The organism is Mucilaginibacter metallidurans (assembly GCF_003286435.2).
In the GTDB taxonomy this organism is placed as follows: Bacteria; Bacteroidota; Bacteroidia; order Sphingobacteriales; family Sphingobacteriaceae; genus Mucilaginibacter; species Mucilaginibacter gossypii.
Genome location: NZ_CP043449.1, coordinates 3,784,907 through 3,811,243, shown reverse-complemented (window position 1 = coordinate 3,811,243; position 26,337 = coordinate 3,784,907). Strand labels below are relative to the sequence as shown.

At 48.9% G+C, this 26,337-nt stretch carries 30 protein-coding genes; 8 read left to right on the top strand and 22 right to left on the bottom strand.

Going from position 1 to position 26,337, the window contains the following annotated elements; translation table 11 throughout:
• Positions 1 to 11: 11 nt before the first annotated feature.
• Together ku and DIU38_RS16350 are read right to left on the bottom strand one after the other, a co-directional pair.
• Positions 12 to 782: a non-homologous end joining protein Ku gene (ku, locus tag DIU38_RS16355; RefSeq protein ID WP_112654579.1), complete on the bottom strand. Its 771-nt coding sequence runs from the start codon at positions 780 to 782 to the stop codon at positions 12 to 14.
• The gene (locus DIU38_RS16350; protein WP_112654580.1) at positions 779 to 1,051 is read right to left on the bottom strand and encodes a hypothetical protein; all 273 of its coding nucleotides are present in this window, start codon (positions 1,049 to 1,051) and stop codon (positions 779 to 781) included. Before DIU38_RS16350 ends, ku begins: the two co-directional genes overlap by 4 nt.
• 55 nt (positions 1,052 to 1,106) lie before the next feature.
• Between DIU38_RS16350 and DIU38_RS16345 the strand changes: the two genes are divergently transcribed.
• The 3 genes from DIU38_RS16345 (at position 1,107) to DIU38_RS16335 (ending at position 2,187) form a co-directional block, all read left to right on the top strand.
• Complete coding sequence (locus DIU38_RS16345; protein WP_112654581.1) at positions 1,107 to 1,304, top strand: DUF2188 domain-containing protein; 198 nt, start codon at positions 1,107 to 1,109, stop codon at positions 1,302 to 1,304.
• A 90-nt stretch (positions 1,305 to 1,394) separates the two neighbouring features.
• Complete coding sequence (locus DIU38_RS16340) at positions 1,395 to 1,625, top strand: hypothetical protein (protein ID WP_112654582.1); 231 nt, start codon at positions 1,395 to 1,397, stop codon at positions 1,623 to 1,625.
• Entirely contained in the window at positions 1,618 to 2,187 is a 570-nt protein-coding gene (locus tag DIU38_RS16335; protein WP_112654583.1) for a hypothetical protein, read from the top strand. Before DIU38_RS16340 ends, DIU38_RS16335 begins: the two co-directional genes overlap by 8 nt.
• On the opposite strand, the gene DIU38_RS16330 is transcribed toward DIU38_RS16335, so the two are convergent.
• Entirely contained in the window at positions 2,188 to 2,781 is a 594-nt protein-coding gene (locus DIU38_RS16330; RefSeq protein ID WP_112654584.1) for an alpha-ketoglutarate-dependent dioxygenase AlkB family protein, read from the bottom strand. It abuts the gene before it with no gap.
• The gene (locus DIU38_RS16325; protein ID WP_112654585.1) at positions 2,781 to 3,050 is read right to left on the bottom strand and encodes a hypothetical protein; all 270 of its coding nucleotides are present in this window, start codon (positions 3,048 to 3,050) and stop codon (positions 2,781 to 2,783) included. Before DIU38_RS16325 ends, DIU38_RS16330 begins: the two co-directional genes overlap by 1 nt.
• 88 nt (positions 3,051 to 3,138) lie before the next feature.
• Between DIU38_RS16325 and DIU38_RS16320 the strand changes: the two genes are divergently transcribed.
• The 4 genes from DIU38_RS16320 to DIU38_RS16305 are packed head-to-tail and all read left to right on the top strand — an operon-like array spanning position 3,139 to position 8,933.
• Positions 3,139 to 3,492 (top strand): hypothetical protein, encoded by a 354-nt coding sequence (locus tag DIU38_RS16320; RefSeq protein ID WP_112654586.1) that lies wholly within the window; start codon positions 3,139 to 3,141, stop codon positions 3,490 to 3,492.
• A gap of 11 nt (positions 3,493 to 3,503) precedes the next feature.
• A complete protein-coding gene (locus DIU38_RS16315) occupies positions 3,504 to 4,229 on the top strand; it encodes an ImuA family protein (protein WP_112654587.1) in 726 nt (241 codons plus the stop codon).
• Positions 4,222 to 5,724 carry a Y-family DNA polymerase gene (locus DIU38_RS16310; protein WP_167516201.1) on the top strand — a complete coding sequence of 501 codons (1,503 nt, stop codon included), beginning with the start codon at positions 4,222 to 4,224 and terminating at the stop codon, positions 5,722 to 5,724. Before DIU38_RS16315 ends, DIU38_RS16310 begins: the two co-directional genes overlap by 8 nt.
• On the top strand, positions 5,721 to 8,933 hold the full coding sequence (locus DIU38_RS16305) for an error-prone DNA polymerase (protein ID WP_112654589.1): 3,213 nt from the start codon (positions 5,721 to 5,723) through the stop codon (positions 8,931 to 8,933). Before DIU38_RS16310 ends, DIU38_RS16305 begins: the two co-directional genes overlap by 4 nt.
• A 5-nt stretch (positions 8,934 to 8,938) precedes the next feature.
• Here DIU38_RS16305 and DIU38_RS16300 read toward each other — a convergent pair whose 3' ends face one another.
• Both DIU38_RS16300 and DIU38_RS16295 read right to left on the bottom strand, forming a co-directional pair.
• The gene (locus DIU38_RS16300; protein WP_112654590.1) at positions 8,939 to 9,850 is read right to left on the bottom strand and encodes an SOS response-associated peptidase; all 912 of its coding nucleotides are present in this window, start codon (positions 9,848 to 9,850) and stop codon (positions 8,939 to 8,941) included.
• A gap of 3 nt (positions 9,851 to 9,853) precedes the next feature.
• On the bottom strand, positions 9,854 to 10,102 hold the full coding sequence (locus DIU38_RS16295; protein WP_112654591.1) for a hypothetical protein: 249 nt from the start codon (positions 10,100 to 10,102) through the stop codon (positions 9,854 to 9,856).
• A 50-nt stretch (positions 10,103 to 10,152) separates the two neighbouring features.
• On the opposite strand from DIU38_RS16295, the gene DIU38_RS16290 reads away from it, so the two are divergent.
• A complete protein-coding gene (locus DIU38_RS16290) occupies positions 10,153 to 10,470 on the top strand; it encodes an RNA recognition motif domain-containing protein (RefSeq protein ID WP_112654592.1) in 318 nt (105 codons plus the stop codon).
• 6 nt (positions 10,471 to 10,476) lie between these two features.
• Here DIU38_RS16290 and DIU38_RS16285 read toward each other — a convergent pair whose 3' ends face one another.
• The 16 genes from DIU38_RS16285 to traK all read right to left on the bottom strand — a co-directional run bounded on the left by DIU38_RS16285 (position 10,477) and on the right by traK (position 26,336).
• Complete coding sequence (locus tag DIU38_RS16285; RefSeq protein WP_146750342.1) at positions 10,477 to 10,926, bottom strand: DUF1281 family ferredoxin-like fold protein; 450 nt, start codon at positions 10,924 to 10,926, stop codon at positions 10,477 to 10,479.
• Positions 10,927 to 11,044: 118 nt separating this feature from the next.
• Entirely contained in the window at positions 11,045 to 11,272 is a 228-nt protein-coding gene (locus tag DIU38_RS16280) for a hypothetical protein (protein WP_112654594.1), read from the bottom strand.
• 119 nt (positions 11,273 to 11,391) lie between these two features.
• The gene (locus DIU38_RS16275) at positions 11,392 to 11,850 is read right to left on the bottom strand and encodes a PH domain-containing protein (RefSeq protein ID WP_112654595.1); all 459 of its coding nucleotides are present in this window, start codon (positions 11,848 to 11,850) and stop codon (positions 11,392 to 11,394) included.
• Complete coding sequence (locus DIU38_RS16270) at positions 11,837 to 12,487, bottom strand: hypothetical protein (RefSeq protein ID WP_112654596.1); 651 nt, start codon at positions 12,485 to 12,487, stop codon at positions 11,837 to 11,839. Before DIU38_RS16270 ends, DIU38_RS16275 begins: the two co-directional genes overlap by 14 nt.
• Positions 12,487 to 13,266, bottom strand: a complete 780-nt coding sequence (locus DIU38_RS16265) for a DUF4099 domain-containing protein (protein WP_112654597.1) — start codon at positions 13,264 to 13,266, stop codon at positions 12,487 to 12,489. Before DIU38_RS16265 ends, DIU38_RS16270 begins: the two co-directional genes overlap by 1 nt.
• 2 nt (positions 13,267 to 13,268) lie before the next feature.
• On the bottom strand, positions 13,269 to 14,108 hold the full coding sequence (locus DIU38_RS16260; RefSeq protein ID WP_112654598.1) for a zincin-like metallopeptidase domain-containing protein: 840 nt from the start codon (positions 14,106 to 14,108) through the stop codon (positions 13,269 to 13,271).
• On the bottom strand, positions 14,066 to 14,515 hold the full coding sequence (locus DIU38_RS16255) for an ArdC family protein (protein WP_112654599.1): 450 nt from the start codon (positions 14,513 to 14,515) through the stop codon (positions 14,066 to 14,068). The genes DIU38_RS16260 and DIU38_RS16255 overlap by 43 nt, the downstream gene beginning before the upstream one ends.
• Positions 14,516 to 14,532: 17 nt before the next feature.
• On the bottom strand, positions 14,533 to 14,910 hold the full coding sequence (locus tag DIU38_RS16250) for a M23 family metallopeptidase (RefSeq protein WP_167516200.1): 378 nt from the start codon (positions 14,908 to 14,910) through the stop codon (positions 14,533 to 14,535).
• Positions 14,911 to 14,954: 44 nt separating this feature from the next.
• On the bottom strand, positions 14,955 to 15,359 hold the full coding sequence (locus DIU38_RS16245) for a hypothetical protein (RefSeq protein WP_112654601.1): 405 nt from the start codon (positions 15,357 to 15,359) through the stop codon (positions 14,955 to 14,957).
• Positions 15,360 to 15,378: 19 nt separating this feature from the next.
• The gene (locus DIU38_RS16240; RefSeq protein WP_112654602.1) at positions 15,379 to 17,391 is read right to left on the bottom strand and encodes a type IV secretion system DNA-binding domain-containing protein; all 2,013 of its coding nucleotides are present in this window, start codon (positions 17,389 to 17,391) and stop codon (positions 15,379 to 15,381) included.
• Positions 17,392 to 17,505: 114 nt separating this feature from the next.
• The gene (locus DIU38_RS16235; protein ID WP_112654603.1) at positions 17,506 to 23,025 is read right to left on the bottom strand and encodes a helicase-related protein; all 5,520 of its coding nucleotides are present in this window, start codon (positions 23,023 to 23,025) and stop codon (positions 17,506 to 17,508) included.
• Positions 23,026 to 23,028: 3 nt separating this feature from the next.
• Positions 23,029 to 23,280, bottom strand: coding sequence for a hypothetical protein (locus DIU38_RS16230; RefSeq protein ID WP_112654604.1), 252 nt, complete (start codon positions 23,278 to 23,280; stop codon positions 23,029 to 23,031).
• Positions 23,280 to 24,119, bottom strand: a complete 840-nt coding sequence (locus DIU38_RS16225) for a DUF4138 domain-containing protein (RefSeq protein ID WP_112654605.1) — start codon at positions 24,117 to 24,119, stop codon at positions 23,280 to 23,282. Before DIU38_RS16225 ends, DIU38_RS16230 begins: the two co-directional genes overlap by 1 nt.
• 1 nt (position 24,120) lies before the next feature.
• Entirely contained in the window at positions 24,121 to 25,311 is a 1,191-nt protein-coding gene (gene traM, locus DIU38_RS16220) for a conjugative transposon protein TraM (RefSeq protein WP_112654606.1), read from the bottom strand.
• A 7-nt stretch (positions 25,312 to 25,318) separates the two neighbouring features.
• Positions 25,319 to 25,744, bottom strand: a complete 426-nt coding sequence (locus tag DIU38_RS16215; RefSeq protein WP_112654607.1) for a hypothetical protein — start codon at positions 25,742 to 25,744, stop codon at positions 25,319 to 25,321.
• A complete protein-coding gene (traK, locus tag DIU38_RS16210) occupies positions 25,722 to 26,336 on the bottom strand; it encodes a conjugative transposon protein TraK (protein ID WP_112654608.1) in 615 nt (204 codons plus the stop codon). The genes DIU38_RS16215 and traK overlap by 23 nt, the downstream gene beginning before the upstream one ends.
• Between the last annotated feature and the right edge of the window lies 1 nt (position 26,337).

The window sequence follows — 26,337 nt, the reverse complement described above, 5'->3', positions numbered from 1 at the left end:
TAGTTTAAATTTTATGCGCCTTTTTTAACGTTCAAACTGCTCATCAGCTGATCGTACAGATCATCGCTTTTTGCCGCTTTCGGTTTCAGTTTTTTGATGGTTGGACGTTTCCCTTTCGCCTTTTGCTCGATGATATTCATGAGCTCCGTATGGTATTCGTCTTTATATTTCGACAGGTCAAGCGATTCGGCATACTGGTTGATCAGCGCGAGGCCCATATCCAGCTCTTTCTTGCTGACAGTAATATCATCATCCAGCTTCAGCTCGCCCTGGTCACGGATCTGCTGCTGAAAACGGATACGGGTCACAACGATGTCCTTGTCCACCGGGTGCACAATACAGAGGCTTTCCGTGCTGCGCAGTACAAACCTCGCCAGCCCGGCCTTACCGGATTTCTTCAGGGCTTCCAGCAATAAAGCATAAGCTTTATTTTTCTTGGTCGCCGGTTCGGTGTAATACGAGGTTTCATAATACATTGGGTTTACCGATGCCACATCGACAAAACTTTCGATCTCGATCACTTTGCTTTTTTCCGGAGCCGCCGCTTCAAAATCCGCGTCTTCGATGATGACATAATCATCATCATATTTATAGCCTTTGACAATCTTATCGTAGGGCACTTCCTTTTTGGTGTTTTCGTTGACGCGCTGGAACTTAATATGCGCATGATCGCGGCTGTCCAGCATGTCCAGGTCAAGCCGGGTCTCCTGAACTGCCGAAAATAATTTAATAGGGATGCTCACGAGGCCGAAGCCGATGGAGCCAGTCCAGATACTTCTCATAGAATATGCTTTTGAGGGTTGTCAAATTTACCTTGTGGGTGGTGCTTTTCGATCTGATCCGCCAGCAGGTGCAGGATCTCTTCGTTCACCTCACCCGGATTCTGGCAGATATGCAAAAAATCATGGTGATCCGGCTCGAAGCTGGCTATCATCACACCGTTTTCAAAGACTTTGTACTTACATTTCGTATCATCATGATGCACATATTCACCCACCTCAAAATGGTGCACTCCTTTGTCCGTGCTGACCATGATCGCATAATTATCCATAGTGATACAACTATTTGAAAACCTTATTGTTTAGCTTAAATAAAAAGGAGGAAATATGCCCTGGTATAACGGAGATTACCCGCCATCTTATAAAAATCAACCCAAATATCTACGTGATAAAGCCGTGGAGATCGCTAACGAAGTGCTGAAGACCAGCGGCAATGAAGGTGAGGCTATTGCAACCGGCCTGAAACAGGCAAGGATACATTTTGAGCATCATCCCGACGAAGTACCAGCAGCCGAAAAAGAATAAATAGCTATGCCGTTTAAAATTAGATCACAGATTCGTGATGCGCAGCAATGCTGCTAAACGCAATTTGCGAATGTTTGTTTACCTTGCATAATGGAACCCGAAGAAGAATTGCACAGCTTTCAATTTTGCGAAGAAGTGGCCGGTGTCGAACACGATTACCGTATCACCGAAATGGCAGCACACGTTTTCGGCGTGGAGAAAGATGGGGTGGTCATTGCGGAAATCTGCAACGACAGCTATTGGAAACAGGTTTCCGGGGCTACTTTGGACCAGGCGCTGATTGGCAAGATCGGCGACCGAATTGAAGATCATTATGCTTAACAATCCCGCTTTGATACAAATTGTCCGCGATGGTGGCCGCCTGGCTGCTGTTGATATTTTCCCGGTTTACAGCCAGGACGGCGAACTGTATGTAGCTACGCAGGCCTTTCGTTTGTATGAAGGCTATCCGGCTGAAGCGGGTGAAGATTTTGAGGAACACCTGGAACGTTACCTGGAAAGTGTAGAACTGGAAGGCGAAGCCAATCCGGGCTTTTTAGGCGAACTGCATTTTAACGGCACCACCATTTACGAATGGAAATATAAAGGAGGCAGCCTGAGCGAAGCCGAAGTTTTACAGATAGTTGATCTGTTACAGGATAAGGAACAAATCTTTCTTTCCGGCAATGATCCGGATACAGCGCTATCTTTTACCTATGACCGGTTCCACGAACGCAAATACATCCAGCTCGTGGCTGATGAAGGCCGTTACCTCGTCTTTATCAATGGTAGTTTTTCTGCCGAGATCGAAATGATGGAGGAAGATTGGGAATTGACCAGCGGCGATATCGATGACAGCTACTTGTTAACAGAGATCCTGACAAGGATCAGGACAAGTCCCTGATCAATAGGCATGCTTCACTACCCTGAATGTTAAATTTACCCGCGCTTTCATCGGCTTGACGGACTTGGCGATCCGGTGTTCGAATGCTTCCTGGAGACCGGCTTTCATCAGCAGGAACGAACCATGTTCCAGCCGGACGGAATAATGCTCACCATGATCGCCCTTGTTGCGGATATCGAAGCTTCTGACCTGTCCGAAGCTAACCGAAGCGATCACCGGCCGTTTGCCCAATACGTTTACCTTATCACTGTGCCAGGCAACCGAGTCATTGCCATCGCGGTAGTAATTCAGTAGTACACTGTTGAATTCCACACCAGCCAGCGGTTCTACTTTCGCCTTGATCATCAGCAGCTCCGGCGTCCAGGGAATAGGTTCTTCTTCCATGCGTTCCCCATACCAGGCGGTCAGACGCGGTGTTAGCACTTCTTTATCCCACATCTTTTGCAGGCGCTGCTTCCAGGGTGATTCACTGATAAACTTTTCAAGCAGGTAATCGCTTTCTTCCTTTCTGAATAACCCCGGCGTATATTCCAGCATCTCTTTCGGCAGGCTCTTACTTTGTCCTGCCTCGGGGAAAAAACACAATTGCTCCATCACTTTTCCTTCAAACTCTTTAATAATTCTTCCATTTCTTTTTCATGGCCGGTGATCGCGCCGGCCACTTCTTCCGCTTCGTAAACATTCAGCAGTTCACCATCGTAGATCCATTGATCGGCGTCATTCATCAGGATTCGGCCCATTTCTTTTTCGTTAATGGGATCATAGAGCAAATAACCCTCGCCTTTATTCGGCAAAATATAGAGCCATTTTTCAGTGCTGAGTTTTACCGTTTTAGGCAGGTCGTCGAACAGTTTATTTTTCATTAAAACAAAAGTGGAGAAAAAAATGTAAAAAAGGTACAGAAAATGCTAAAAATATTAGCATAACTTTATAGTCCCAAATTTGATCAGTATGGTACCGTTTTTTCTTGAACTCGAATTAGACAATAAGCAGCTTACGATCACGGTAGAACAGCTGCAAAATTTTGCGGACGTGGACGGCTATTGCCGTTATGACATCACCGCCGGTGAACGCCGGTCTGTCGTGTATATAAACGTGGAATACGAAGATCCGCAGCCGCCGGTCATCCCGCAGGATTTGGAAACTTTTTACGAGGCTATTCATTATCCCGGACAGGCGCAGGCTTTTACAGACGACGATGATGAATTGTTCAGCAACAGCGAACTGAACCAGATCGCGGCGGCGATCCGCCGGTATAACCGGGAGGCTGGCATTAGCTTCCCTGAATTCAATTTTGATCTTTAAACGGAAGGGATATGACAGCGACAAAAAAGGAGATCATCACCAAATTGCGCCAGGACCTGCTTGGCTGGGAAGGCTTCCGCCCTGTACCGCCCGAAGAACGGCAGTCCTTTGGCCTGGGCGCTATTGAAAGCGCCTTTCCTAACCAGACCTTTCCGACCGGGGCGCTGCATGAATTCATCAGCACACGGCCGGAATTCACCGCGGCCATCGGCGGTTTTATAGCCGGTATTATGCAGACCCTGCTCGAAAAAGGCGGCGTGTGCGTTTGGGTCAGCTATACACGGCGGATCTACCCGCCCGCGCTCAAACGTTTTGGGGTCAATCCCGACCGGATCATTTTTATCGACGTGGCCCGTGAAAAGGATGTGCTGTGGGCGACGGAGGAAGCGCTGAAGTGCGGCGGCATCGCGGCCGTCATCTGCGAAACGCGTTTGCTCAGTTTTATGGAATCCCGCCGCCTGCAGCTGGCTATCGAGCAAAGCCAGGTTACCGGTTTTATATTGCGTAAGGATGTGAAGCATTTGAATACGACCGCCTGCACCGCGCGCTGGACGGTCAGGCCGCTGCGCAGCCAGCTCCGGCCCGGCATGCCCGGCGTCGGGTATCCCCGCTGGCAGGTTGACCTGTTGAAAGTTAAAAATGGCAGTCCGGGCAGTTGGAACGTCGAGTGGAAGAACAAGCAGTTTGTACCGGTCATTGAACAGCCGCAAACGGAAAAGGCGAAACGCTATGCCTAAGCGCTTTGTATCCATATGGTTCAAGTATTTACTGACCGACCGGGAGGCCATCCGCCAAAAGTCGCTCCGGGAACTGCCTGTGGCGTTTACCGAACCCGATCATGGCAGGTCGCTGGTTACCGCGATGAACGCCCATGCGGAACGCTGCGGTATCAAATTCGGCATTACCGCGTCCGATGCCCGCGTGATCGCGCCGGGCATCCAGCTTTTTGAAGCCAAGCCGGGCCGCAACGTCAAACTGCTGAAAGGTTTGGCCGAATGGTGCCTGCGTTATACGCCGCTGGTGATGGTCGATCCGCCCGACGGGCTGCTGCTGGATGTGACCGGCTGCACGCACCTGAAGGGCGGCGAAATGGAATATCTGAAAGATATGGTCGGCCGTTTGCGCGGCCTGGGTTATACCATCCGTCCGGGCATGGCCGACACCATCGGCTGCGCCTGGGCCGTGGCACGCTGCGCGGATAGCGGCCTGATCGTGCCGCCCGGCGGGCAGCGCAATGCGCTCATGCCGCTACCACCTGCTTCCTTACGTTTGGCCACCGAATTACTGATCAAACTCAAACATCTGGGTTTTTACCAGGTCGGCAGTTTTATCCATCTGCCCAAATCTGTACTGAAACGCCGCTTCGGTGCCAGCATTGTGCTGCGGCTCTACCAGGCGCTGGGGCAAGAAGCCGAGTTTCTTTTGCCGCTGAAAGAACCGGTGCCTTACAGTGATCGGATTGCCCTGCTCGAACCGATACGCACCCGTGAAGTCATCGAAACTACCGTGCACGCGCTGGTCGATACCTTATGCAAACGGCTCTATGGCGAAGGGCTCGGTCTGCGCAGCGCGGTACTGACCTATCTGCGCATTGACGGCAAATCGGGCCAGCTTACTATCGGTACAAATCATCCCAGCCAGCGCACCGACCATATTTTTAAACTGTTCGCTTTGCAGTTTGATCAGGTAGCGCCCGGCCTGGGTATTGAGCTGTTTATTTTGGACGCTCCGAAAACAGAACCCGCCAGCGATAAGCAGAACCTGCTCTGGAACGGCAAACCGGCAGCGGACAGCGAACAGGTAGCCGAGCTGCTCGATAATGTGGCCGCCCGTGTCGGCAATGATCACATCCACCGTTATCTGCCGCAGGAGCATCACTGGCCGGAACGTGCCGCCGGTAATACAAGCGACCTGACGCAAAGCCCGGAAAGTGACTGGCCGGAAGATAGTATCCGCCCGGTGCAATTGCTGGAGCCGCCGGAACCCATCGAAGCGATGGCGCTTACCCCTGATTACGCGCCCAGGCAATTTGTCTACCGTCATGAGCGGCACATCATCGTGAATGCGGATGGTCCGGAAAGGATCAGCCATGAATGGTGGATCGAGGATGGCGGCTACCGGGATTATTACGTAGCCGAGGACGAGGAAGGTATGCGCTACTGGCTGTTCGGCACGCCTAACGACTTACCCGGCCAAACGCGGCGCTGGTTCATTCACGGTTATTTCCCATGAGTTACGCGGAGCTGCAGGTCACGAGCAATTTCAGCTTCCGGCTCGGCGGCAGCCACCCGGAGGAACTCGTCGATACGGCGGCTGATCTCGGCTACACCGCTATTGCGCTCACCGACCGTAATACGTTCGCCGGGGTGGTACGCGCCTACGTGGTCGCCAAAGACCGCGGCATTAAGTTTATTCCGGCTGTCCGGCTCGACCTGCTCGACGGACCGAGCCTGCTGGCTTATCCCACCGACCAGGCCGCTTACTCGCGGCTGTCCGGCCTGCTCACTTTAGGCAACCTGCGGGCTGAAAAAGAAAAATGCTATCTCCATAAGCAGGACGTTTACGAATACGCGGAAGGCAGCATCTTTGTCATCATACCGCCGGACAAGATCACTGCCGATTTTGAGCTACCCAAAAAATTCAAAAACGAGGTAGCCGAATACCGCGAAAACCTTAAAAAACTGTACATCGTCGCCAGCCGCACGTTCGCTGATGGCGATGCGAAACGCCTCTTCCTGCTTTCAGAACTGGGGGTTCCTATGGTCGCTACCAATAATGTGCATTATCACGATCCCTCACGCCGCGAATTACAGGACGTACTCACCTGTGTACGGGCGAAGCGAACTATCTTTAATGCCGGTTACCTGCTGCACCAGAACGCGGAGCGTTATCTGAAAGAGGCAAAGGAAATGGAACGCTTGTTCCATGCTTATCCTGATGCTATTGCCAACACCCAAAAGATTGCCGATGCCTGCAACTTCGACTTAAAAAGTCTGCAATACGAGTATCCGGATGAGCTGGTGCCTGAAGGGATGACCGCCGATGATTACCTGGCCGAGGTCACCTTTAAAGGCGCGCATGAATTCTTTGGCGAAAAGCTGGCGCCCAAACTGGAGAAGCAACTCCGTTTCGAGCTGGATTTTGTGAAGCGGCGCGGTCATGCCAAATATTTCCTGACGGTTCACGATTATGTCGCCTGGGCGCGTTCGCAAAAGATCCTTTGCCAGGGCCGCGGCTCAGCCGCCAACTCGGCCATGTGTTACTGCCTGGGCATTACCCCGGTCAACCCGATGAAGTACCGGCTGCTGTTCTCGCGCTTTATGTCGGATGACCGGCCCGAACCACCGGATATTGATGTGGACTTTGAGCATGAGCGCCGGGAAGAAGTCATGCAATATGTATTCAGACGTTTTGGCCGTGACCGTGCGGCCATCCTGCCGACCGTAACCGTATTGCAAAGCAAAGGCGCGATCCAGGATGTGGGGCGTGCGATGGGTTTGCAGGTAGACACGGTTAAAAAATTATCCAAGGCCTTCGGGGAACTGGTGGATGAGCATATCGATGAAGAGACGATCATTAAGCTCGGACTAAACCCGAAAGAACGGCACTTACGGAAAGTGATCCAGCTGACGGGCCAGCTCATCGGCTTCCCGCGCCAGCTCGGCCAGCACACGGGTGGATTTGTGATTACGCAGGGTAAACTCAGCGACCTATGCCCGGTATTCCATGCGCGCATGATCAACCGAACGAATATCGAGTGGAACAAGGACGATATCGACGCGCTCGGTTTTATGAAGGTTGACCTGCTTTCGCTCGGTATGCTGACCGCGATCCGCAAAGCTTTTGACCTGGCCAAAAAGCATCACGGCCTTGACCTGACGCTGGCGAATATCCCGCAGGACGACCCGAAGGTTTTTGAAATGGTAACCGCTGCGGATACCGCCGGAACTTTCCAGGTGGAAAGCCGCGCGCAGATGGTTATGGCACCACAGCTCAGGCCTAAAAACTTTTACGACCTGGCTATCCAGGTAGCGCTCGTCCGCCCCGGCCCGATACAGGGTGATATGGTGCATCCCTATATCCGCAGGCGGCAGGGGCTGGAGCCGGTCACCTACGAATCCGACGAGATCAAAGCGATACTGGAACGCACGCTGGGCATCCCGCTGTTCCAGGAACAAGCAATGGAACTGGCCATTGTCGCGGCAGGCTTTACGCCGACCGAAGCCGACCTGCTGCGCCGCAGCATGGCGACCTTTAAGTTTAATGGCCTGGTCAGCAAGTTTGAGCATAAACTGATCGGCGGCATGACCGCCCGCGGCTACAGCCGAGAATTTGCGGAAAGGATCTTTAAGCAGCTCGAAGGCTTTGGCAGCTACGGTTTTCCGGAAAGCCATGCGATCAGTTTTGCCCACCTGGTCTATGTTTCCTGCTGGATCAAATGCTATTGCCCTGATGTATTTGCGGCCGCCATCCTCAACAGCCAGCCCATGGGCTTTTATCAGCCCGCGCAGCTGGTGAGCGATGCCTACAAGCACGGCGTTTCGCTGCGTAACATTGACATCAACCATTCGGAATGGGATTATACGCTGGAAGAAACGAAAGGCAAATTCTGCTCGCTGCGCCTGGGCTTGCGCCAGGTCAAGGGCTTACGGGAGGAAGACAGTCATTTCCTGACAGCGGCACGGACGCAGGCCTTTACCCGCATGGAGCAGCTGGCGGAAGCCGGTGTGTCACAGGCCGGAATTGTCCTGCTGGCTAAAGCCGATGCTTTCCGTTCCATTGGGCTTGACCGGAGACAGGCGCTTTGGGAAGCCGAAGCCCTCAAAGACCGGCCTATCGGTTTATTCGCCGGACAGGCATCAAACAGCGCCTTTGAACCGCAGCTTCAGTTGCCCTTTATGCAGCTTTCAGAACACGTTTTGCAGGACTATGCTTATACAGGCCTGTCTATCAAGGCGCATCCCCTGAGTTTCCTGCGCCCGCAATTACAAAAACTCCAGGCATTGAGCACCCGGCAGGTGAAAGAGGCAAAGAACGGCCAGTACGTGCGCCTGGCGGGTATCATGTTGTTCTGCCAGCGTCCGGGCACCGCCAAAGGCGTTTGCTTTATCACCTTAGAAGATGAAGAAGATACCTGCAACCTGGTTGTTTTTAAACAGAACTTTAAGAAATTCACCAAAGAGATTTTATACTCCGACCTGCTTTGCGTCGAAGGCCGGGTACAACAGGAAGGTGAAACCACCCATCTGATCGTTACGAAATGTTATGATTATTCGCGGTTGCTTGGACAGCTGAGCCATGATATGGCAGCACAGGCCAGCCAACTTAAAAACACCACGGCCGCGAAGAAGATCGATCCTTATGCCGATGCGTATTTTGAAAATGTGTTAAGCGCCGAAGACCTGAAAAAGCCGTTTCCGAAAAGCAGGAATTTTAAATAAAAGTCTTAAAAAAGCGTCAGGTTTCCCGGACGACCGGCTATCACCGTTTGCTCACTCATAACTCCCTGCTCTTCTGCCGGTTCCGGCTCGAATGCAGGGGCTGGCCAGTGATCGAATTCCAGTTCTTCACGATACAGATAGGAAGTATTCAGTGCTGGCAACTCATCGAAATCACGCGGCGTAGCCTCCAGCGCTTTCCGGTAATCCGGGTCAATGGTACAATATTCTAATAAGCGTGACGGGATTTGCGTGCGCGCAATCAACTGCAACCTTTCTTCGCTGGGTTTCTCCATAAGCCATTCCCAGGCAAGGTCTTCCGTTAATATGGTAGGCATGCGCAGCTTGGTATTATGGATCTGTTTCATCAGGTCGTTGGCCCTGGTGATGCCAATGGCCACCGTATTTACAAACTGGGTGGTCTCCGGGTCGAGCCATTCATTGTATAAGCCCGGCATAAAAAAATATTCCTGGTCTTTTACGCTCACCTGGTAAGGGTATTTAATGGTTTCTTTCAGTTCCTGTCCCTTCTTGCCAATTTTCGGAATGTGCCGCGATTCGACGATACCCGTAGAAAGCACCAGGCAGCGGCGGTTCCGCGCAGCCGAAGCCCACATCGACGGCTTTCCGTCCTCTTTCACGAACAGGTTCTCAGACTTAAAATTCAGGGTCGTATATTTCGCACGGAAGATATTGGCTTCCGCGCGCGTTTTGATATAGCCGGGAACATATCCCCATTCCGCCTGCACGATATCAAAATCTTTTCCGTCCTCGCTTTGTACCAGAATAGCGCAGGGTGCATAATTGAACCCATTATGTACGCCCACGTTTAAGAAGTCATATCTGCTGACAGCCTTTTCGAGCGCCTTTAATTTGATAAATTCCGCCCTGGTAACTTTTTGCCCGTTGTAATAACACATAGCTTAACCTTTTTCCTTTCTTTTTGCCCGGATATAGTCCGCAATTAACCTGCCAACTTCTTCTGCCTCTTTTTGCCGTCCCTGCGGTACGGATGTCCACCATTTCTTGCCGCCGGGCGTTTCGGCTACGGTGATCACCAGCGGCTTACGCGGACCGGTAAATGTTATACGAAAGATGCGCATTTCCTGCAACTCATGTTCACTCACCCTGGCGGGCGATCCTTCATACTCGATATCGAAAGGCGCTTCCATTTCAAGTATAAAATTAATAAATTTACGAGTGAAGAACAACACGCTATCGGATGAAGATTTTTATTGCTAATGTACCGCACAAACTGGAGGAGGCGGAAATCAAAAAGATGCTGACCCAATTCGGGCAGGTAGCATCTGTGAAATTATTGACCGATAAGGAAACAGGAAAAAGAAAGGGATATGGATTTATCGAGATGCCGGTAAGGGAACAGGCTAAGGCGGCGCTTACAGCGCTTAACGATAAAGAGATCTTCGGGAGAAAGCTTGCGCTTAAGGAAGCGGATGAAGAACAAAGGCCCTCGGGCTTTGAGCGGCCGAAACGGGAGTTTCGGACGAATGAAAAAGAAGTGGACGGAAATAGATGGTAGAAACCATCAGCGTTCGGGCAGATCATCTCCGGAGAATAAGAATTTGTTGATCAGGTATTTCTGATGCTGGCGCAGGGCATTCAGCTTATGGTCGGGAGAAGCCTGCTTATCATACTTGTTTCGGTCAACTGAGGTCAGTTTTCCGTTATGATAGACCGCTTCGCCCCAGATACCGCTCATCATTTCGGCGTAATGACAAATGAAATTTACGTTATATTTTTCGGCGATCTGTTCCAGCACTTCCAGGTTTGGTGACCACCGGGTTTCGTAATTCAGCCAGCCCTCGGAATCATAAATGTCCCACATACAACCATCCTCAGCTTTCACAAAATCCGGCAAATGGTAAGTGTCAGTCATGTGCTGGTGCAGTTCGATCTTAACAAATAAGTCCCGTACTGCGGCAACGGATTCCCTGTCACCAAGGAACAGGACGCTGTTCGAACAATAATTAGCCATGGCATGAAAAATATAAGGGGCCAAAGCACTCGCTGCCGGCCCCTTAAAACCTAAACCTTATCACAATGCAGGCAAAGAAATGCCTGCTTATAATAAACGAAAGTAACAATTAAATATTTTAAAAGCGCTGTTGATGCCGGTTGGCGCGCATAAACTCATTAAAGTGGCGTTCCATGTCGCGGCGCTCCGCATTTTTTTTCATCCGGCGGTTCAGTCCCCAAATGAAAAGCGCCCAAATTCCGAAGCCGACGGCGTACAATAACAATGGTGTTTTGGAATACAGTGCGCCGTAAAAAGCGCCGGTAGAAATAAAGCAGGTAAAGATTAAATAAACGAAGGTTTTCATGAGCTTAACAATTGGTGAACAAATGATCAGGCAAGCACATCAGCTCAAGGAAACACCTGAATTCGAGTCCTAAATATACTAAATTAATTAGTAATTAGACAAGATTTTTATCAAAAAGTTTAATTGATCTCATAAATTCTGTTGTGCTGCCGACCTTCCTGAACACGATCCCTTATAATATCAACCAGATCGGAAAAAGGAATTCCATGCAGCCAGATCACCGGATTTACCGGGTCGGTACTTTTCAGTTCAAGATCCATTAATCCAAATAGCTGCAATAGTAAAGGCCGCGTTAAAATATAATCTTTCACGCGAAAAAGCTCTACCTGGTCGATCCGTTTAAAGAACAGGCCACGGCTGATACGGATAATTTCCGGGCTGATCTCATAGCGTATGTTTCGGATATATGCAAAACGGTAACCCGCCAGCAACGTGCTCATCAGGCTGAGCCAGATCAGTAAAGGGCAGCACCGCCAGGCCAGCAGCAGAAAACCAATGGCACAAATGATGAACGGGCATATTTTGCAAAAAGCAAATACACCCGCAGGCTTTAATTGAATAATTTCAGGGGTTTCCATAATTAAGATTAAAAGTAAAAAAGGCTTCCGCCTTCAGTTCATCAAAAAAAGTCAGGTGCTTTTTGGGCTTTTCGGTACGCACACCAAAGCGGAAGCGGGCAGCTTTTTCGAAAGCATTGAGGCTGAAATTTTCCTGGTTGAAAGAAAAAGCGCGCAAACGAAACTGCACCTCCACATTTCCTTCAAGGAAGTAAATTTCTGCTGGCTGGTTCCTGATTGCCGAAGCCAGTTTCAGGTCAGCCATCGCACCTGTCAGATCCCTGCTATTGATCAGGCAGCATTCCTTATGCTGCAACTGAGCATTTACCCAAAGGATATGTTCTTGCGTTATCCCGGCACCGGTGGATACGAATAGTAAGTTGTCGAAATGAGGCAGGTATGCCGCTTTTTTGTTCAGCCAGGAAACCGCGTCAAGGGCGCAGCCGGAAATGATAACTTGTCTTACCTGCGATAAATTAAGGTTACCGGCCAACCATAGACCAGCCGATAACGGAACCCGGTGAAAGCCAAGACCGAAATGTTCAGCCTCTTTGCCATGCCAAAAAATCAAATCACCATTAGGATCACCTGAATAAAAAGGCGCAAAAAATTCCTGAACATCCGGCCTGATACCTAAACGGCTTAGATAAGCATGCATCAGCGGCTTACCGTTTCGGCACGTTCCTCATCGGCATCATTATCAGGCGTATTTTGCTGATCTACCTTAATGCCCTCCGCTTTAAGCTTTTCAATGGCCTTATGATAATTTGTGCCGGGCTCTTTTTTCTGCGGCTTGTTGAACAGGGCGTTTAAGCCTTTAAAGAGTATATAGGATACACCCCCATCTATTAAGACAGAAGCAATAAGGGCAAGCCTGTCTGAACGAACACCGTGTTTGTCTTTTGCTGAATACTGGATGGTCGTGCCATCATCGGTTTCCACTTCCTGTCCTTTACGATACTTTTCTTTCTGCTGCGGGGTAAGCGGCAATCCATTAATTTCTTCCGGCGCTAAAATCTGCTCGGTATCGGTTATGATAAACTCATTGGTGTCCCGGTCAAACTCCACCAAAACCTCTTTGGCTTTTCCATCCTTATCGACAATCACCTTGTCAATATTCACCTTCTCGCCCTTTTCCAGTTGCTCCGCTTCTTCAGCAGTCAGGTAATAGGGCGGCTCGATGTCTTTGTAAATCGGATGCACCAGCAAATCTAATTTACCCTCCGCGTTTGGCCGTAAAGAAAGCTTTGCATCCAACGCAGGAATATGAATTCCATCGGCCTGCAAATTTTCGAGCCTTAACATATCAGTTCGCCTGCCCGATAACATGGCATTCAAATCATCCTCGTCCAAACTCAGCTGGCCTTTTTTCGCAAGGCCGATACGTTCCAGGTCTGCCATTGGCAGATCCTGGAGATTATATTGTTGCCTGATCATTTTTAACGCTGCATCTGGTAAGTATTATCAATTTCTTCGGCTTCATTAATTTCTTCGGTTTCGGCAACTTCATGTTCCACGTCCATGCCGGTGCTGATCTCCTGCGAATTGTTACGGGCCTCGATCAATGAAGCGAACAAGCCGGAATCCGAGCTCATTTTGAACTTTCGCTTATCGCCCAAATCCTGCATGTTGTAAACGTTGTTTTTCAACTCGGCCAGTACTTTGAATTCTGTGCCGTTATGCGGAATGATCTCTCCCTTGGTCAAACGTTCGGGGTTAAACTTTGGCTCTTCGTGTTGCGCTTCAGGACTATCGCCCTGCTGCCTGCTTTCCGGCAAATCGTTTTCAGTTCCCAGTTCTTCCTTTTCAGCAACCTGCTGCTCAAAGCCCAAAACCTGATCGACGATCTTTTGCGCATCAGATGCAGCTTTAAATAATTCAGCCGGGTCTTCTTTCATCAGCACCGACCAACTGTTTAAATAGCCAACGTGGTCATTAAGGTCATAAGGCAGGTTAAGCTCTTTGCTGATAAACAGCGAAGCGAGGTTCGTACGCAATTCTTCGCCTACCATTTCACCCGCGCGTAAATCACCGTCGCGGTTTAAGCCTTCCTGCTGGTAGCTGCGGTGCGCCAATTGATGCAGTGCTTCGGCATAATACTGTTCCGGGCTTGCAAACTGTTCCTTGTCTGGAATGATGATGGTATCGGTCTGCCGTTCATAAAACATATCGTCGCCGCCGTTTTCAATAGCTACGCCCGCATGGTCCAGTATTTGCTGGGCACGGTCGGTTGGCGTTAAATCCATCGGCTCTTTTTCCCATTTAGGTAGCTTACGCATCTGCTCGCCGTTAAAAAGCCAGGCTCCACCTGTTTGGGTTCATCCAGCTTTACCCGTTCGGTACGCTGTTTGCCGTTATCCTTCATCACCGGCTCGCCTTTTTCGTCGACTACTTTCTGGTATTCGTAGCTGGACATAAAATTGATCAGGGTGCCGGTCGAGCCTTTTAATACGGCAGTGTGATTGCGGTTCGCCTGGTTAGAGGTGCCCCATCGTGGATCGTCCCGCTTTTGCATCAGCAGTACCAATGCAGATGGCCCGGCATAGCGGTGGCCGCTTTCGATATTAAAGGGCAGCGCTGAATTAATACTGTTGTTTGGCCGATGAAAAACTGAAGTTCCGGCTTTGATGTCCGCGATCATTTTTCCTGCGATCTGTTCGGACAGGGGTTTAAAAGGTGTACTCATTGGTTTTCTCCTTATTTTTATTTGTTAAGATTATATGATAAGCTGTTTAAGAATTTGAGGGGATTGATGGCTGCCTGCCGGTAACGGACAGCAAAGTGTAAGTGCTCACCTGTGACTCGTCCGGTTGCACCAGTAATGCCCAACGGCATCCCCGCATGAACCGAATCACCAGCCAGCACAAAGACCTGTGACAAATGGCCATACAGTAATTCGAAATCACCGCTTTTGACGCGGATATGAACGCCGGTTATCGGATCATAGCCCATAAACGTCACGCGGCCTTCCAATACAGAAAAGACCGTATCATGCCTGGCCTTAAGGTCAACGCCGGAATGAAATGCGTAGTTACCGGTAACGGGATGTATGCGATAGCCGTAAGCAGATGTTAACTGCATGTGCTTTAACGGCAGAAAGAAGCAGCAGCATAAATAAAGCACGTTCATCGCTCCGGGTATTGAGAAAGGCTCCGCCTGATCTGCTCGCCGAGGCTCTCCAGGCATAAAGGCTGAATATTTTTATTATCCCGCGCGAGTTCTAGAGCCATAAATTCCTTGTTGTCAGAACCATAGCGAAGGAAAAGGTCAATCTGTGTCAGTGATTTCAGGTCACGAAAAGTTGTTTCGTAGGCTAACTCTGCCAGGTTCGCATGGATCTGTTCCATTGGCATTAACACCAGCAACGCATCGGGTTCATACAGCGCAGGCTCATCGCCGAAGCTGACAAACACATCATCATTCGACAAATCACTGTGCGTAATACTGCCGATCTCATTTTGCTTGTTCGCCGGGTCATACGGGAGTTCAGGATGAACCAATACAAAAGTCCCTTTCAGGTCATCAGTCATCATTAATTTTTTCAGGGTTCTAATTGGATTTAGACATTTTAGCTTTTGGCAGCACCTGTACCTGCGGTATGGGTTTCCGGAAAGCAGCAACCACAGCCTCGACTTCGCTATTGATGCGCAGGAAGTTCCCGCGAAGGATTTCCTCCTTGCGGCCATTAAAATCGTAATACACCGGCAGGTCACGGTAACCGGCCTCTTCAGCTTCCAGTTCCTTTTTGGATAAGTTCACCTTACAGTTGATCGCCGAAGTTTCAAAGCGGCCGGTATAAGTTTCCTGTACATCGGCTGCAATGAGCCCTACCATCTCACCGGTATTGAGTGAAGCCATTTTACCCGCAGGTATCAGCGGTTCTAACTTTTCCTGTAAGGAAGTGGAGGTCTTGTTGCGGTCGATGGACAGGCTTTCGCCGATCTGTTTATTCTTACCAAACAAACGTTCCAGCCAGTCCAGGGTTTCTTTATTTCGGACCGAGCCGGCCAGCACATTGCCTACAACGGAAGTAATGGTAGCAGCGGTATCTTTTCCATAATGTTGATTGAATTGCGGCAGTTCCTGCAAGCCCATCAAAATAGCCACTTTATTACTCCGGGCAACTGCCAAAAGATTTTCAATTTTATAAGTGTATAAAGTTGGAATTTCGTCAATGATCAAAGCCGATGGCAGGTTGCCTTTACTGTTGATCAGTTTGGTCAGTCGGTTCATGACAACTGAGTAGCACGCTGAATTGATATTTTGGGTATTTGGATCGTTAGCCAGTACGACCATCGCCGGTGTCGCCTTGTCCGAAATCTTCAGGTTAAAATCATCACCCGAAAACACCCAAAAGGTTTCTTTCGTTGCCAACCTCGAAATGAAAATCTTCAGTGTACCGATCTGTCCTTCCAGTTGCGGAAAGGCTTTGGTAACATAGGCACTTTTAAAAGGCGACAATAAGGAAACCAGCTCCGGCTCTGAAAACAGTGTATTAAAAATATCCTCGTAGGAATGGTTAAGAAATGACAGCACATGCGGGAAACTGGAATATTTGCCGCCTTCATATTTACTAAAAAAATAAATACAGGCTGCCAAAAAATTGATGGCGGACTGCGTAAAGAACTGATCGCTGCCCCCTGATTTGTCGCCTTTCTTCATGGCTTCTACTAATCCTTCCGCACCCTCGGACGCATCGGCCAGCGAACGCAGATAGTCAGCCCGCCAGGGATTGGTACGCCGGCTGCGTTCGACATCATTCAGGTTGATCACATGAAAATCAAAACCCACACATTTACCCTGTTGTTTCGCCAGCAGATAATGGTAATAGGCGATCTTTCCTAAGTCCGGGTATTTGTAATCATAAACACAGCAGCAAAACTCTTTGGCGATCATCTGCCGGATAAAAGGATTTACAATGCCGAAGGACTTACCCGAACCCGGCGTACCGATCAGGATCGTACCCCGGAAAGGATTAACGATATTGATATAACCAGCACGAACTTTACCCTTATAATAAAACTGCATGGGAATGTTGACTGAATAAGCGGTAACAACCGCTTTTACCGGCTGCATAAAGCTTTCGCCTTCCACGTTCCAAATGTCCTTGCCCAGGCCGGAGCGTATCATCTTGGAAACATTATCCATGGAAACACTCAGCATGATCGCGCCAAAAAGCGAGCAGAGCATATAGCCTAAGTTGTACCAGGAAGTAAAAACAAACGCAAGTCCTGAATCCCTGCCATAAAGAAATGCACTTCCAAAAAACAAGATCAATCCCAAAGTCAGCGGATATAGGATATGCTTCTTCGGATCAAGTTCCTGTTTCTTCTTAGCCAGCGTGCCTATGCTCACCAGGCAGATCAGCAACAGCGTAGCCAGCTTGCTGTATAATAAATGCTGGTAAATAAATACATGGCTTAACTTTTCAATCGGGCCATAAAAAAAGCCCCAGAACGGGGCCTGCTTGTAAACAAAGATGGCGGCTTCGAGCGCAATGGACAGATAAATCAGGCACTGCATAAAACCGTGCAGCTTATGCTGCTCGTGAGTTTCCTCCATAAATTAATTGTTTTTTAATGGTATGTAGGGAGGGCTGACGCCGTTCTTCCATATCATTTGACTGCTAAAAAAGATGAAGCAAACTCGCCTTACTTGTATTAAATAAAATGGCGATTAACGGCCTAAAGCCTCGCCGGAATAGTCGATGCCGGTAACATTTGGCAACCTTAGAGGCCTGAGATTTTCCGAATGGTCCAGCGTTTTCTCAACGGTTTCGTCTTCCTTGTCGCCCGGAATAGCCTTCATTTGTGTTTCCCTGATCTTTGCCGCGATCTCATTTTCCAGCCTGCGCAGCTCAACCCGTAGTTCGGTGATCTCGGCTTCTTTCTCGAAAGTTTTCTGACTCAATTCCTTCAGGGTTGGTATTTCCTTTAACAATTCGGCTTCCTTTTTTTCATAATTTTCAAGCAAACCGCCAACCTTATCAATCGAATTCAGATAATACCGCGCCGCCAATTTTGGATTGTCTATGTTGGGATGCCCGCCGTTTGACTGGTATTTAATTCCACCTGGCCCTTCTGCATATAAATGGTTTTGCAGGCGGTACTGGAACAAACCATTTTCCTCGTAACCTTCGCGCTGCTGACGGATATATAAATTAAATCCGTAGAGCGTTCCGATCTGCTTTTCCTCGGGCTGGCCTTTTTCAGGTTTCCAACGGCGGTAGGTGTCAATGATCTTTTTGCCTAAGACTTCGGAATCAGCCGTATCGAAACCGGTTAGACTTACCGGATTCAGCTTTGTCCCATCAGGCGTATGTTTCAGTTGTTTAACATACCGCGCCTGATCTTTCTGTAAGCCGTCCAGCGTAGATCTCACATCAGCCAGTTCCTTTTCTGCGCGTTCGAGGCTATAGCGGTTCCGTGCCACCTCTTTAAAGTGTGCCGATTTCCAGCCTTCCAGCTGCGCGACCTTTTTTTCAACCTTAGCCTTGTCAAGCAAAGTGGTATCGCCTGAAAGGATAGCGATATATTCGGAAAAGTTCATGCCGCTTTTTTCATCCAGCGCACCCTCATCCAGCGTCCGTACATTCAATTCGCAGTTTTTCATTTGCGAAATAAACGTCTGCTTGTTTTTTAGCAGGTTGAACTTGTAAGCGTCGAGGGAGTTCTTGACACCATAGATAAAGTTGAGCACCTTGTTTTCATAAAACTTTTTCGCCAGCCAGTTGCCTTGTCTTGCTCCCCGGCCATCGCGCTGTTCCAGATCGGACGGACGCCAGGGCGTATCGAAATGGTGCATCGCTAAGACCCTGGCCTGGACATTTAACCCTGTACCTGCCTTGTCGGTGCTTCCCAAAAGCAACCGGATTTCACCGGCATTCATCTTTCGAAATAACTCAGGTTTTTGCCTGTCTGTCCAGTTATGGATATAGGTTATTTCATGCGGCGGAATATTGAAGTCGTTGACCAGTTTATCCCGCAGCGCATCGTAGATATTGAAAACGTTGGGTTTCGGTGTTCCAATATCACTGAACACGATCTGGGTACCTTTGTGTTCTGTACTCACGTAGTAAATTTTAGCGATCTTTCGGGCGCACACATTCAACTTATTATCGGGGTGATCTTCGTAATCCGGGTCAATCAGCCGCATATCGGCAGACATCTTTTTCGCGTAATTGGTTGCGATGAGCATCCGGGCATTGTCTTCCTCGTCCGTCAGCGGCATTCTGCCGATCAATGTCGCATCGCCGCTTTCAGCAAACTGCATCAGCCTTTTGATAAAATCCTGCTGGTCAGGTGTGGGCTGAATATCGATCAGTGTTTCTGCCAATTCCGGCTTATCGAGGTTGATATGTTTGGCTGTTTTGTAATCAGTAATTTCATTATAAAATAAGGCCAGTTCCGGCACTTTGATGAAATGGCGGAACCGCTCCTTGGCGATGATCTGGTTAGTAACTGAAAATTCAAAGTCAGTTGTCTTTTTGGCAAACACAGCGGCCCAGGCATCGAAATTGGAAATATGCTGCCGCTCCAGTTCGTTTGGCCGCAGGTATTTGAAGATCAAATACATTTCGGTCAGGCTGTTTGATATCGGTGTTCCCGATAAGAAAGTAACACACAAATCGGCATCAAATTTCTGTTGCAGGGTACGCACCGCAAAAAGCATATTTAATGCCTTTTGGCTGCCGTCCATATTTCCCAAACCTGCCACCCGATTGTGCCGGGTGGTGAATGTCAGGTTCTTAAACTTATGCGATTCATCAACGAAAAGATGATCGACGTTCATTTGCTGAAAATCGATACCTGTATCCTTCCGGTTGTCGATAGCATACAAAACGGAATTCAATTTGCTTTCCAGGTTGGTCTTGCGTAGCTCCAGGCCCTTGAGCATTGACCGGGAAATTTCACCACCTAAAGATTTAAGTGTTGACAGGTCGTTGTCGATATTATCCAGTTCCGCCTCGAATATCTGCTGTTGTATTTCCGGCGACTGCGGTATTTTGCCAAACTGGTCGTGGGTGAGGATAATGCAATCCCAATTGTTGTTTTTGATCTGGTGAAACAGCGCCTGCCGTTTAACGGGTGTAAAATCGTTTTCACCCGGCGCCAATATTTTTGCCTGCGGATAGGCTTTGCGATAAGTATCGCTGATCTGCCCGACGTTAGCTTTTAAAGCCAGTATCATTGGTTTTTGAACGATACCAAGCCGTTTCATTTCCTGCGCGGCAACAATCATTGTAAGCGTTTTACCCAAGCCCACCTCGTGGTCGATCAATGCGCCCCTGTTTTGGACGATGCGCCAGGCAGCATTTTTCTGCGAACTGTAAAGATCGTCAATGCCTAACGCTTTCCGGTCAAGTCCGGGGAAAGACAAATGGCTGCCATTATATTCCCGCAGCACATAGCAATTGAAAGTGTTATTGTATAAGTTTTCGATGGTATTTTTTTCGCTGCCCGGCAAATCCCGCAGCCATTCTTCAAAACGGCTTCTGATCGATTCGATCTTCTGATGGCCTAACTGGATGGCCTCGTTATCGGGTAGCCGGATGGCATCGTCTCCTGAACCTATCTTATAGCTGAAGTAGGGGCTGGTGTTTTCAAGGGCATGCTCCAGTAAGGCGGCACCCTTCATCTTAATACCCGATTTCGGCATGATCGCAAATTCTTCATCGGTTTTTGCGTTGCCGTGCTTATAGTTAACCTTGAAAGCATCTACCGAGGAGAAATATTCAATATGGGTATCGAGGCTGAACAGGTCGCTGGCGAACTGTTCATAATAGCGCAGCGGCATCCAGCGTTCGCCGAGGTTAAAGTCCAGTAATTCAAATGGGATCTTTTCAGGCTGCACCCGCCGGATGGCGGCAAGGCTCCGCGCGATTTGCAAATCTTCCGGGTTTTCTGCTGCTGCGCGTTCGGCAACAGCTAATTTCTGAACGACATTTCCTGATAAATAGCCATCCGTGGTTTCCCAGGCCCGGTTAGCCGGGTTCATGAGTATTTTACCATCCAGCTGCCGGATAATGGCAAGATCATCTAAGCCTGTCATCTTACCGATATAATCCAGGTTAACAAAGCCCTTATCGTTGAGGCAGCGCGCCAATGCTTCAGCCGGGTCGTCCGTGTGTAGATTTTCCTGCTGTGGAAACACAGGGCCATAAAAGATATCCGCCTTTACCCAGGCATCGTTCTCCCGGCGTTCCAAGGAGGAAAGCACTGTAAAGCCCAAAGCGGCATCCTGTAATATGCGGTTGCGATTGTTCCCTTTATTCAGGTCTCCGTACTTATTTCGAAAGTTGTCATAATTCCGGGTCAGTAAAACACGCAGCTGAGGCTGCACCTGTAAGGTTTCCGCCTCTTTTGCGTACAGTTCCATATAGCTGTCACGCAATGGAATATAGAGCCGGAACAAGTCCTTGTCCTTTTGATCCTCAAAGGGTTTAAATTCAGCCTGGCCATTCTCAATCAAGCCGGTCAGCCCGGTCTTGCCCTCATGGATCACCAGCGTATCACGGGTGTAAAATGGTTTGAGTGCAGTGAACGGCACCGGCCGGTCAGGCATCAGCTCAAATGCGGCCTCAATACTCCGGTCACCCTCATAGCGGTAATCATGCCCGAAATTCTTTAACTTGGCAGATAAGGCTTTCAGTTCATAGGTAAGCGTGTTTCCACTCACCCATTTATTGGAAAAGCTCAGTTCCTGCACATTGCTGAATAGCTTATACAGGTATTTTCCGGATTGCTTGGCGCGTGCCGTTACCAAAACAACGCTGTCATGGTCCGGGCGTGCCGTGGTGCGTATTGTACTGATCTGCCTGCCGGTGGCGGGGTCAACAAATGCCCTGTCTACATCGGATAAATAACCCTGCGCCTGGTCATTGTTAAGCGTCGGCGCATCAAATAGCCCTAACTGACCCTGCGTTGAAATGTCTGCAGCCGGAAGTTCCGGCACGGGCAGAAACGTAAAAAACCGTGCGTTGGGCACGGTTTTGTTGTGGTTTTTGCCGGAAGCTTGTTCTGCCGCCAACCACTGTTGTAAAGCCTGCCATCGTTCACGGTCAAAGTTTGCAGCCAGACCTTCGGACACTTGTTCCATTAATGGCTTTCGTAAGTCCTCCAGCGGGCCATCCTGCCAGATCATCTGGCTGGCTTTGCCATATTGGTTTCGCCCTTCGCCAATGTTGTCGGCCAACAACAATTCCGGGTGCCGGCTGATATATGCGTTGACAGAAAACTTACCGAAGCTGTTTTCCTGTTCTACCGTATCGATCAGCAATTGCTCGGCTTCCGTAAAGGACTCTTTAAAATCGTTCTTTTGTACCAATATCAGATGGCTCGGCGCTTCGGTATTCGCGGTATCCTTCATCAGGTTGTCCGGCAATACGGTGAGGCTGATAAAATCTGACGAAGTAAAAACGTGCTTCCGCGCCAGGGAATTTGATGCGGTATTTAAAAAAGCATCTGTCACCAGGTAGGCCAGTAACCCGCCATCACCCAATTTATCCAGACCTTTTGCAAAGAAATAGTCATGGATCTTGGCCGTAACCGCGCTTCCCTGATAGGCCGGGTCGAAAACCCGGAAGTTTCCAAATGGAATATTACTCGTAATAAAATCGTATTTGCCCTTCTCATCCGGCGATGTTTCTTCGAAACCGCGTACCTGAACGATGCTGGTTACCGGCAATGTCAGGGCAAGTGCCATTAACACTTTGCCCGTTAGGATATCCTTTTCGACGGCATTGATCTCCTGCAAGTCCGGAAAGGCCTTTACCGCTTCCGTGATAAATATACCGGCGCCGCTGCTCGGTTCATAAAGCTGCTTTGGCACGATGCCTTGTTCATTCATCGCAGCATACAAAGCCCCCGGCACGAGTTCAGGTGTATAAAAGGCCGTTTGGATGCTGTGTTTCATCGCATCGACCGCAGATTTATAGTCCCCCTCAGAAAGCTTTTCACGTAACAACTCATGTAACTCCACCACTAAAGGGTGAAGTCGCAAATCGTTGGCGGAAGCATTTTGCGCTACCCAATCTTCCACCGGGCCGGCACCAAACAGGATGGCTTTCAAACCGCCAAACCCGGCATAGCTTTTTAGTATTGCTACATCTTCCTCGCTGAAGCTTTCCTGTTCCGACAAGGCAAGGCGGAGGGCGGCGATATTGCCGGCCAGTTTTTTTGCACTGTTAAAAGCCATGATCTATTCTCCTTCCAGGTATTCAGCAATTGTTCCGGTGACGGCGTAGCGCAGCAGCCGGCTGTCCTCACTTTCGGGAAAGCCGAATTCTTCAAACAGATAAGCGCAGGCAGCCAGCAGGTTCAGCAGTTCGTAAACCAGGATGCCGCTCACATGAAAAGCCAGGTGCGTTTGCTCAAAATCTTCTTCGAAAACCAGCCGGAGATAGTCGTAACGCTCCCGCTCTTCAGGTTCCAGCGATTTTAATGGGTTCATTACAGTGGGATGGTGTCCGCGTCCAGCACATCCTGGTAGGTAATGTTTAGTGTAATCACCCTGCCGCTGATCTGCTTTTCACTGAGTTCGATATGCAGTATTTTATTGCCCGGAAACGTGAGCTTTTTCAGGACAATGATATTCCGGTAAGTTCTTTGAAATACGGGATTGTTAAACAGTGCAAACTCCGGATGCAATTCGACGGACTGCACGTTGGTCGCCTTGGTTATCTTTTTATCATCAATGTGAAAACGGAAGTCTTCGATACTGTAAGCCAGGTTGGTTTTGTTTTGATAACCTAGGTCAATGAAGATATAATCACCCGCAGTGTACAAATGATAAAGCGAGGCTTTCAGGTCAAAGGCCTTGGTTTTTTCAACTGCTTTTCCAGGCCGTTTACAAAACAGGTTTAGCGCAAGTTGTTTCAACTGGTTTTGCGATAAACCTATACCCGAAATATCCAGCGGCTTTGTATCGGCCGGGTCGATTGCAATTTCCGTCCGGGTGTCCCGCGCAGTAATTGAATCAGCCCGAATCACATGGTATTGCGCGATAAACTTTTCGCCGGCAATGGTAACCACCACATCCGCCGAATTGACCGAATCTTTGAGGCGAATGCGCAAAACGTTTTTAAGCGGCAAATCGCCGATAACGGATTTTGCCGAGATGTCAACATACTGTATAGGTTCCGGCGAAATAAACTGTACCGAAACATTTTCCGGAAGGTAAATAATAGGCAAAGCATTTCTTTTGACACCCTCAGCGAACGGCGTCAATTGCGCATAGCTATGCAGGGCTGCCATGCAAATGATGGCAAGACAATAAAATAATTTTTTCATGTTAGTAGTGTTGCTGCGCCTTTTCCAGCGCTTCGTTGTCAATTAAATAGAGGTAGGAATTGTACTTGATCTTTGCCTTGTCCTTGCGGATCAGCCCCGCGATTGCGGATGAGGTGGATTCAAACATCTTACTTGCCGTACTCATGGCAAACTGGCTGGCTACTGAGCCGGTTCCGCTGCCATCAATGGTGACGCCCTGCACGGTATTGGTGCCCAGATCCTTGGTAAAATCGCGGAACGCCGATTCGGGGACATATAAACCCGAAAGTCCGTCCAGATCGTAGACCTGCAATTTGACCGGAAGGATTTTATTTTGGTATAAAATGGACTTGACGGTAAGCTCTACCCGCTGCCCGGAAAATCCGGTAATCAGCGCATAAACATATGTCCCTTTGGCGATCCGGTAATTACCGGCATCAATGTCATCCAACAGCCGGAGGCGTATGCGCGAACCGGCATAACCGGTCAGGTTCTCATCGATAACCACCTTTATAAAATCAGGATGGTGTTCCGGCATTACCGTGTTGAAACCCGGCGCAGAACCATCAGCTAATTTGACTGTCAGCTTTGGTTCGTTCGCCTGTTTTGCTTCCAGCTTTGCCGCCGCTGCTAACTTTTGACGCTCCGCTTTAACGGCCGGATCGTTAGCCTTATTTATGCTATCCAGGTAGGCCATCTGCTGGCGGAAAGTTTCCATCGGGTCCTTGTCCTTTTGTATAGGTGTGCCACTACCAGCTTCAGAAGCATGCCTGTTCCGTAAACCATTTAGTGCCTGAACCATCGCCTGGTCATTGCCCACAGATTGATTGCCTAACTTAATAACATGCGCATCCGCAGCCTGGCCATATTTGGTTTTCATGGCCTGATTAATGCTGTCGAGCATGTGCTTTTCCTTATCGGAATAGGTATTGGCAAATGTCGGATTACTGCTTTTTTCTGCCGGTAAGGCATTAACCGCGGTTAAGCCATCGCCCTCTTTGTAGGTGTCGCGATAAGCATCCAGCTTATCCTCCAGCTGTTTTTTCTGCACATCGCCGGAGATCTGGCCGACCGTGCCGTTCAGGCCATTCGGATTATCCTCTGTTATTTTTTTTGCCGCAAATCCGCTATGGTACACAAAGAAGAACAAACACAGGAACGGCAGCAGGATCAGCGGCAAAATGTATTTGGGTTGTTTGAAATTGATTTTCATAATATTGCTAATGAGGTAAATTGATACGGATATGCTGCAGGCTGTCCAAGTCATGCAGCAATAGGAGGCTGTCCGTTTTTGTCAATGTCTTTTTACCGGTGATGCTATCGACCTGTCTCCTCAACCTGATCGTCTGTTTCAGCGCATTGCCCGCAGCCATGATGTTATCAAATCCGGCACTCACCGGCGCTGGCTGTGCCTTTGGAACTTTTGCTGCCTTATCCGGCGGTACCATTTTATGGTGCAATGCGACGGCCAGTATCAATGATGCAGCCAGCAAAGCAATCATCAGCCCGAAAATGAACTTCGGGTATCCGCAGATCAAAGATTTAAAAGCGCCGTTTCCCTTGTCCACGTAAACCGAAAATTCCTTTTTTAATTCACTATACAGCGTATCCCTTGGATCGCGGTTAGAATGTATTTTTTTGAACATTTTCGAGGTCTTTATTTTCAAGGGTTTTCCAGTTAATGATCAGAACGCCATGCGGATTGTTATCGCTTCGCGGGATGTCCTTCAGGTAACCCTCGGTAACCAGCGAACGGATCACCGTTGAGCTGCGCCGGTCAATTTTCAGCCTGCCATAGTATCGGAAATACCGCTTAGTCATATCCAGTGAAATGGAATCTGTTTGCAGGGTGATAACCGAACTGGACGACAAAACTGAATTGAAATAGCCGTTTTCCTTAAGATCATCGTACTGGTCAACACCGGATTGATCCACCAGGTACATGGCCTTCTTCATCTGGTATTCGATGAACTTATCATCAGGCGTAAGGGAAAAGAAAAGCGAATGAAACAGATCCACGTCCGCCCGGTATTCTGCCGGACGGTTCATAGCCACGTTTGTTTGGCTTGCCAAAAGCGGCACATTGTTATTGAGGATATAAATGCTTTTTCGCGCATCGCTGACCTGCCGGTAGGCATAAGAACAGCAAATCGCCGACAGAATGATTGAGGTTACAAAGCTGCCAAAAGCCACCCAGGTCGCCAGCCTGATTTTGGCTTCGATATTTTTTACGATCATA

Bases quoted from the DNA above. Each gene is read 5' to 3' on its own strand.
- DIU38_RS16310 (WP_167516201.1), top strand. From the start codon at position 4,222: ATGCCTAAGCGCTTTGTATCCATATGGTTCAAGTATTTACTGACCGAC.
- DIU38_RS16330 (WP_112654584.1), bottom strand. From the start codon at position 2,781: ATGGAGCAATTGTGTTTTTTCCCCGAGGCAGGACAAAGTAAGAGCCTG.
- DIU38_RS16265 (WP_112654597.1), bottom strand. From the start codon at position 13,266: ATGATCAGGCAACAATATAATCTCCAGGATCTGCCAATGGCAGACCTG.
- DIU38_RS16295 (WP_112654591.1), bottom strand. From the start codon at position 10,102: ATGGAAGCGCCTTTCGATATCGAGTATGAAGGATCGCCCGCCAGGGTG.
- DIU38_RS16240 (WP_112654602.1), bottom strand. From the start codon at position 17,391: ATGGAGGAAACTCACGAGCAGCATAAGCTGCACGGTTTTATGCAGTGC.
- DIU38_RS16315 (WP_112654587.1), top strand. From the start codon at position 3,504: ATGACAGCGACAAAAAAGGAGATCATCACCAAATTGCGCCAGGACCTG.
- traM (WP_112654606.1), bottom strand. From the start codon at position 25,311: ATGAAAATCAATTTCAAACAACCCAAATACATTTTGCCGCTGATCCTG.
- DIU38_RS16345 (WP_112654581.1), top strand. From the start codon at position 1,107: ATGCCCTGGTATAACGGAGATTACCCGCCATCTTATAAAAATCAACCC.
- traK (WP_112654608.1), bottom strand. From the start codon at position 26,336: ATGATCGTAAAAAATATCGAAGCCAAAATCAGGCTGGCGACCTGGGTG.
- DIU38_RS16235 (WP_112654603.1), bottom strand. From the start codon at position 23,025: ATGGCTTTTAACAGTGCAAAAAAACTGGCCGGCAATATCGCCGCCCTC.
- DIU38_RS16230 (WP_112654604.1), bottom strand. From the start codon at position 23,280: ATGAACCCATTAAAATCGCTGGAACCTGAAGAGCGGGAGCGTTACGAC.
- DIU38_RS16325 (WP_112654585.1), bottom strand. From the start codon at position 3,050: ATGAAAAATAAACTGTTCGACGACCTGCCTAAAACGGTAAAACTCAGC.
- DIU38_RS16280 (WP_112654594.1), bottom strand. From the start codon at position 11,272: ATGAAAACCTTCGTTTATTTAATCTTTACCTGCTTTATTTCTACCGGC.
- DIU38_RS16340 (WP_112654582.1), top strand. From the start codon at position 1,395: ATGGAACCCGAAGAAGAATTGCACAGCTTTCAATTTTGCGAAGAAGTG.
- DIU38_RS16320 (WP_112654586.1), top strand. From the start codon at position 3,139: ATGGTACCGTTTTTTCTTGAACTCGAATTAGACAATAAGCAGCTTACG.
- DIU38_RS16290 (WP_112654592.1), top strand. From the start codon at position 10,153: ATGAAGATTTTTATTGCTAATGTACCGCACAAACTGGAGGAGGCGGAA.
- DIU38_RS16275 (WP_112654595.1), bottom strand. From the start codon at position 11,850: ATGGAAACCCCTGAAATTATTCAATTAAAGCCTGCGGGTGTATTTGCT.
- DIU38_RS16305 (WP_112654589.1), top strand. From the start codon at position 5,721: ATGAGTTACGCGGAGCTGCAGGTCACGAGCAATTTCAGCTTCCGGCTC.
- DIU38_RS16335 (WP_112654583.1), top strand. From the start codon at position 1,618: ATGCTTAACAATCCCGCTTTGATACAAATTGTCCGCGATGGTGGCCGC.
- DIU38_RS16225 (WP_112654605.1), bottom strand. From the start codon at position 24,119: ATGAAAAAATTATTTTATTGTCTTGCCATCATTTGCATGGCAGCCCTG.
- DIU38_RS16270 (WP_112654596.1), bottom strand. From the start codon at position 12,487: ATGCATGCTTATCTAAGCCGTTTAGGTATCAGGCCGGATGTTCAGGAA.
- DIU38_RS16350 (WP_112654580.1), bottom strand. From the start codon at position 1,051: ATGGATAATTATGCGATCATGGTCAGCACGGACAAAGGAGTGCACCAT.
- DIU38_RS16300 (WP_112654590.1), bottom strand. From the start codon at position 9,850: ATGTGTTATTACAACGGGCAAAAAGTTACCAGGGCGGAATTTATCAAA.
- ku (WP_112654579.1), bottom strand. From the start codon at position 782: ATGAGAAGTATCTGGACTGGCTCCATCGGCTTCGGCCTCGTGAGCATC.
- DIU38_RS16260 (WP_112654598.1), bottom strand. From the start codon at position 14,108: ATGCGTAAGCTACCTAAATGGGAAAAAGAGCCGATGGATTTAACGCCA.
- DIU38_RS16250 (WP_167516200.1), bottom strand. From the start codon at position 14,910: ATGCAGTTAACATCTGCTTACGGCTATCGCATACATCCCGTTACCGGT.
- DIU38_RS16285 (WP_146750342.1), bottom strand. From the start codon at position 10,926: ATGGCTAATTATTGTTCGAACAGCGTCCTGTTCCTTGGTGACAGGGAA.
- DIU38_RS16215 (WP_112654607.1), bottom strand. From the start codon at position 25,744: ATGTTCAAAAAAATACATTCTAACCGCGATCCAAGGGATACGCTGTAT.
- DIU38_RS16245 (WP_112654601.1), bottom strand. From the start codon at position 15,359: ATGACTGATGACCTGAAAGGGACTTTTGTATTGGTTCATCCTGAACTC.
- DIU38_RS16255 (WP_112654599.1), bottom strand. From the start codon at position 14,515: ATGAGTACACCTTTTAAACCCCTGTCCGAACAGATCGCAGGAAAAATG.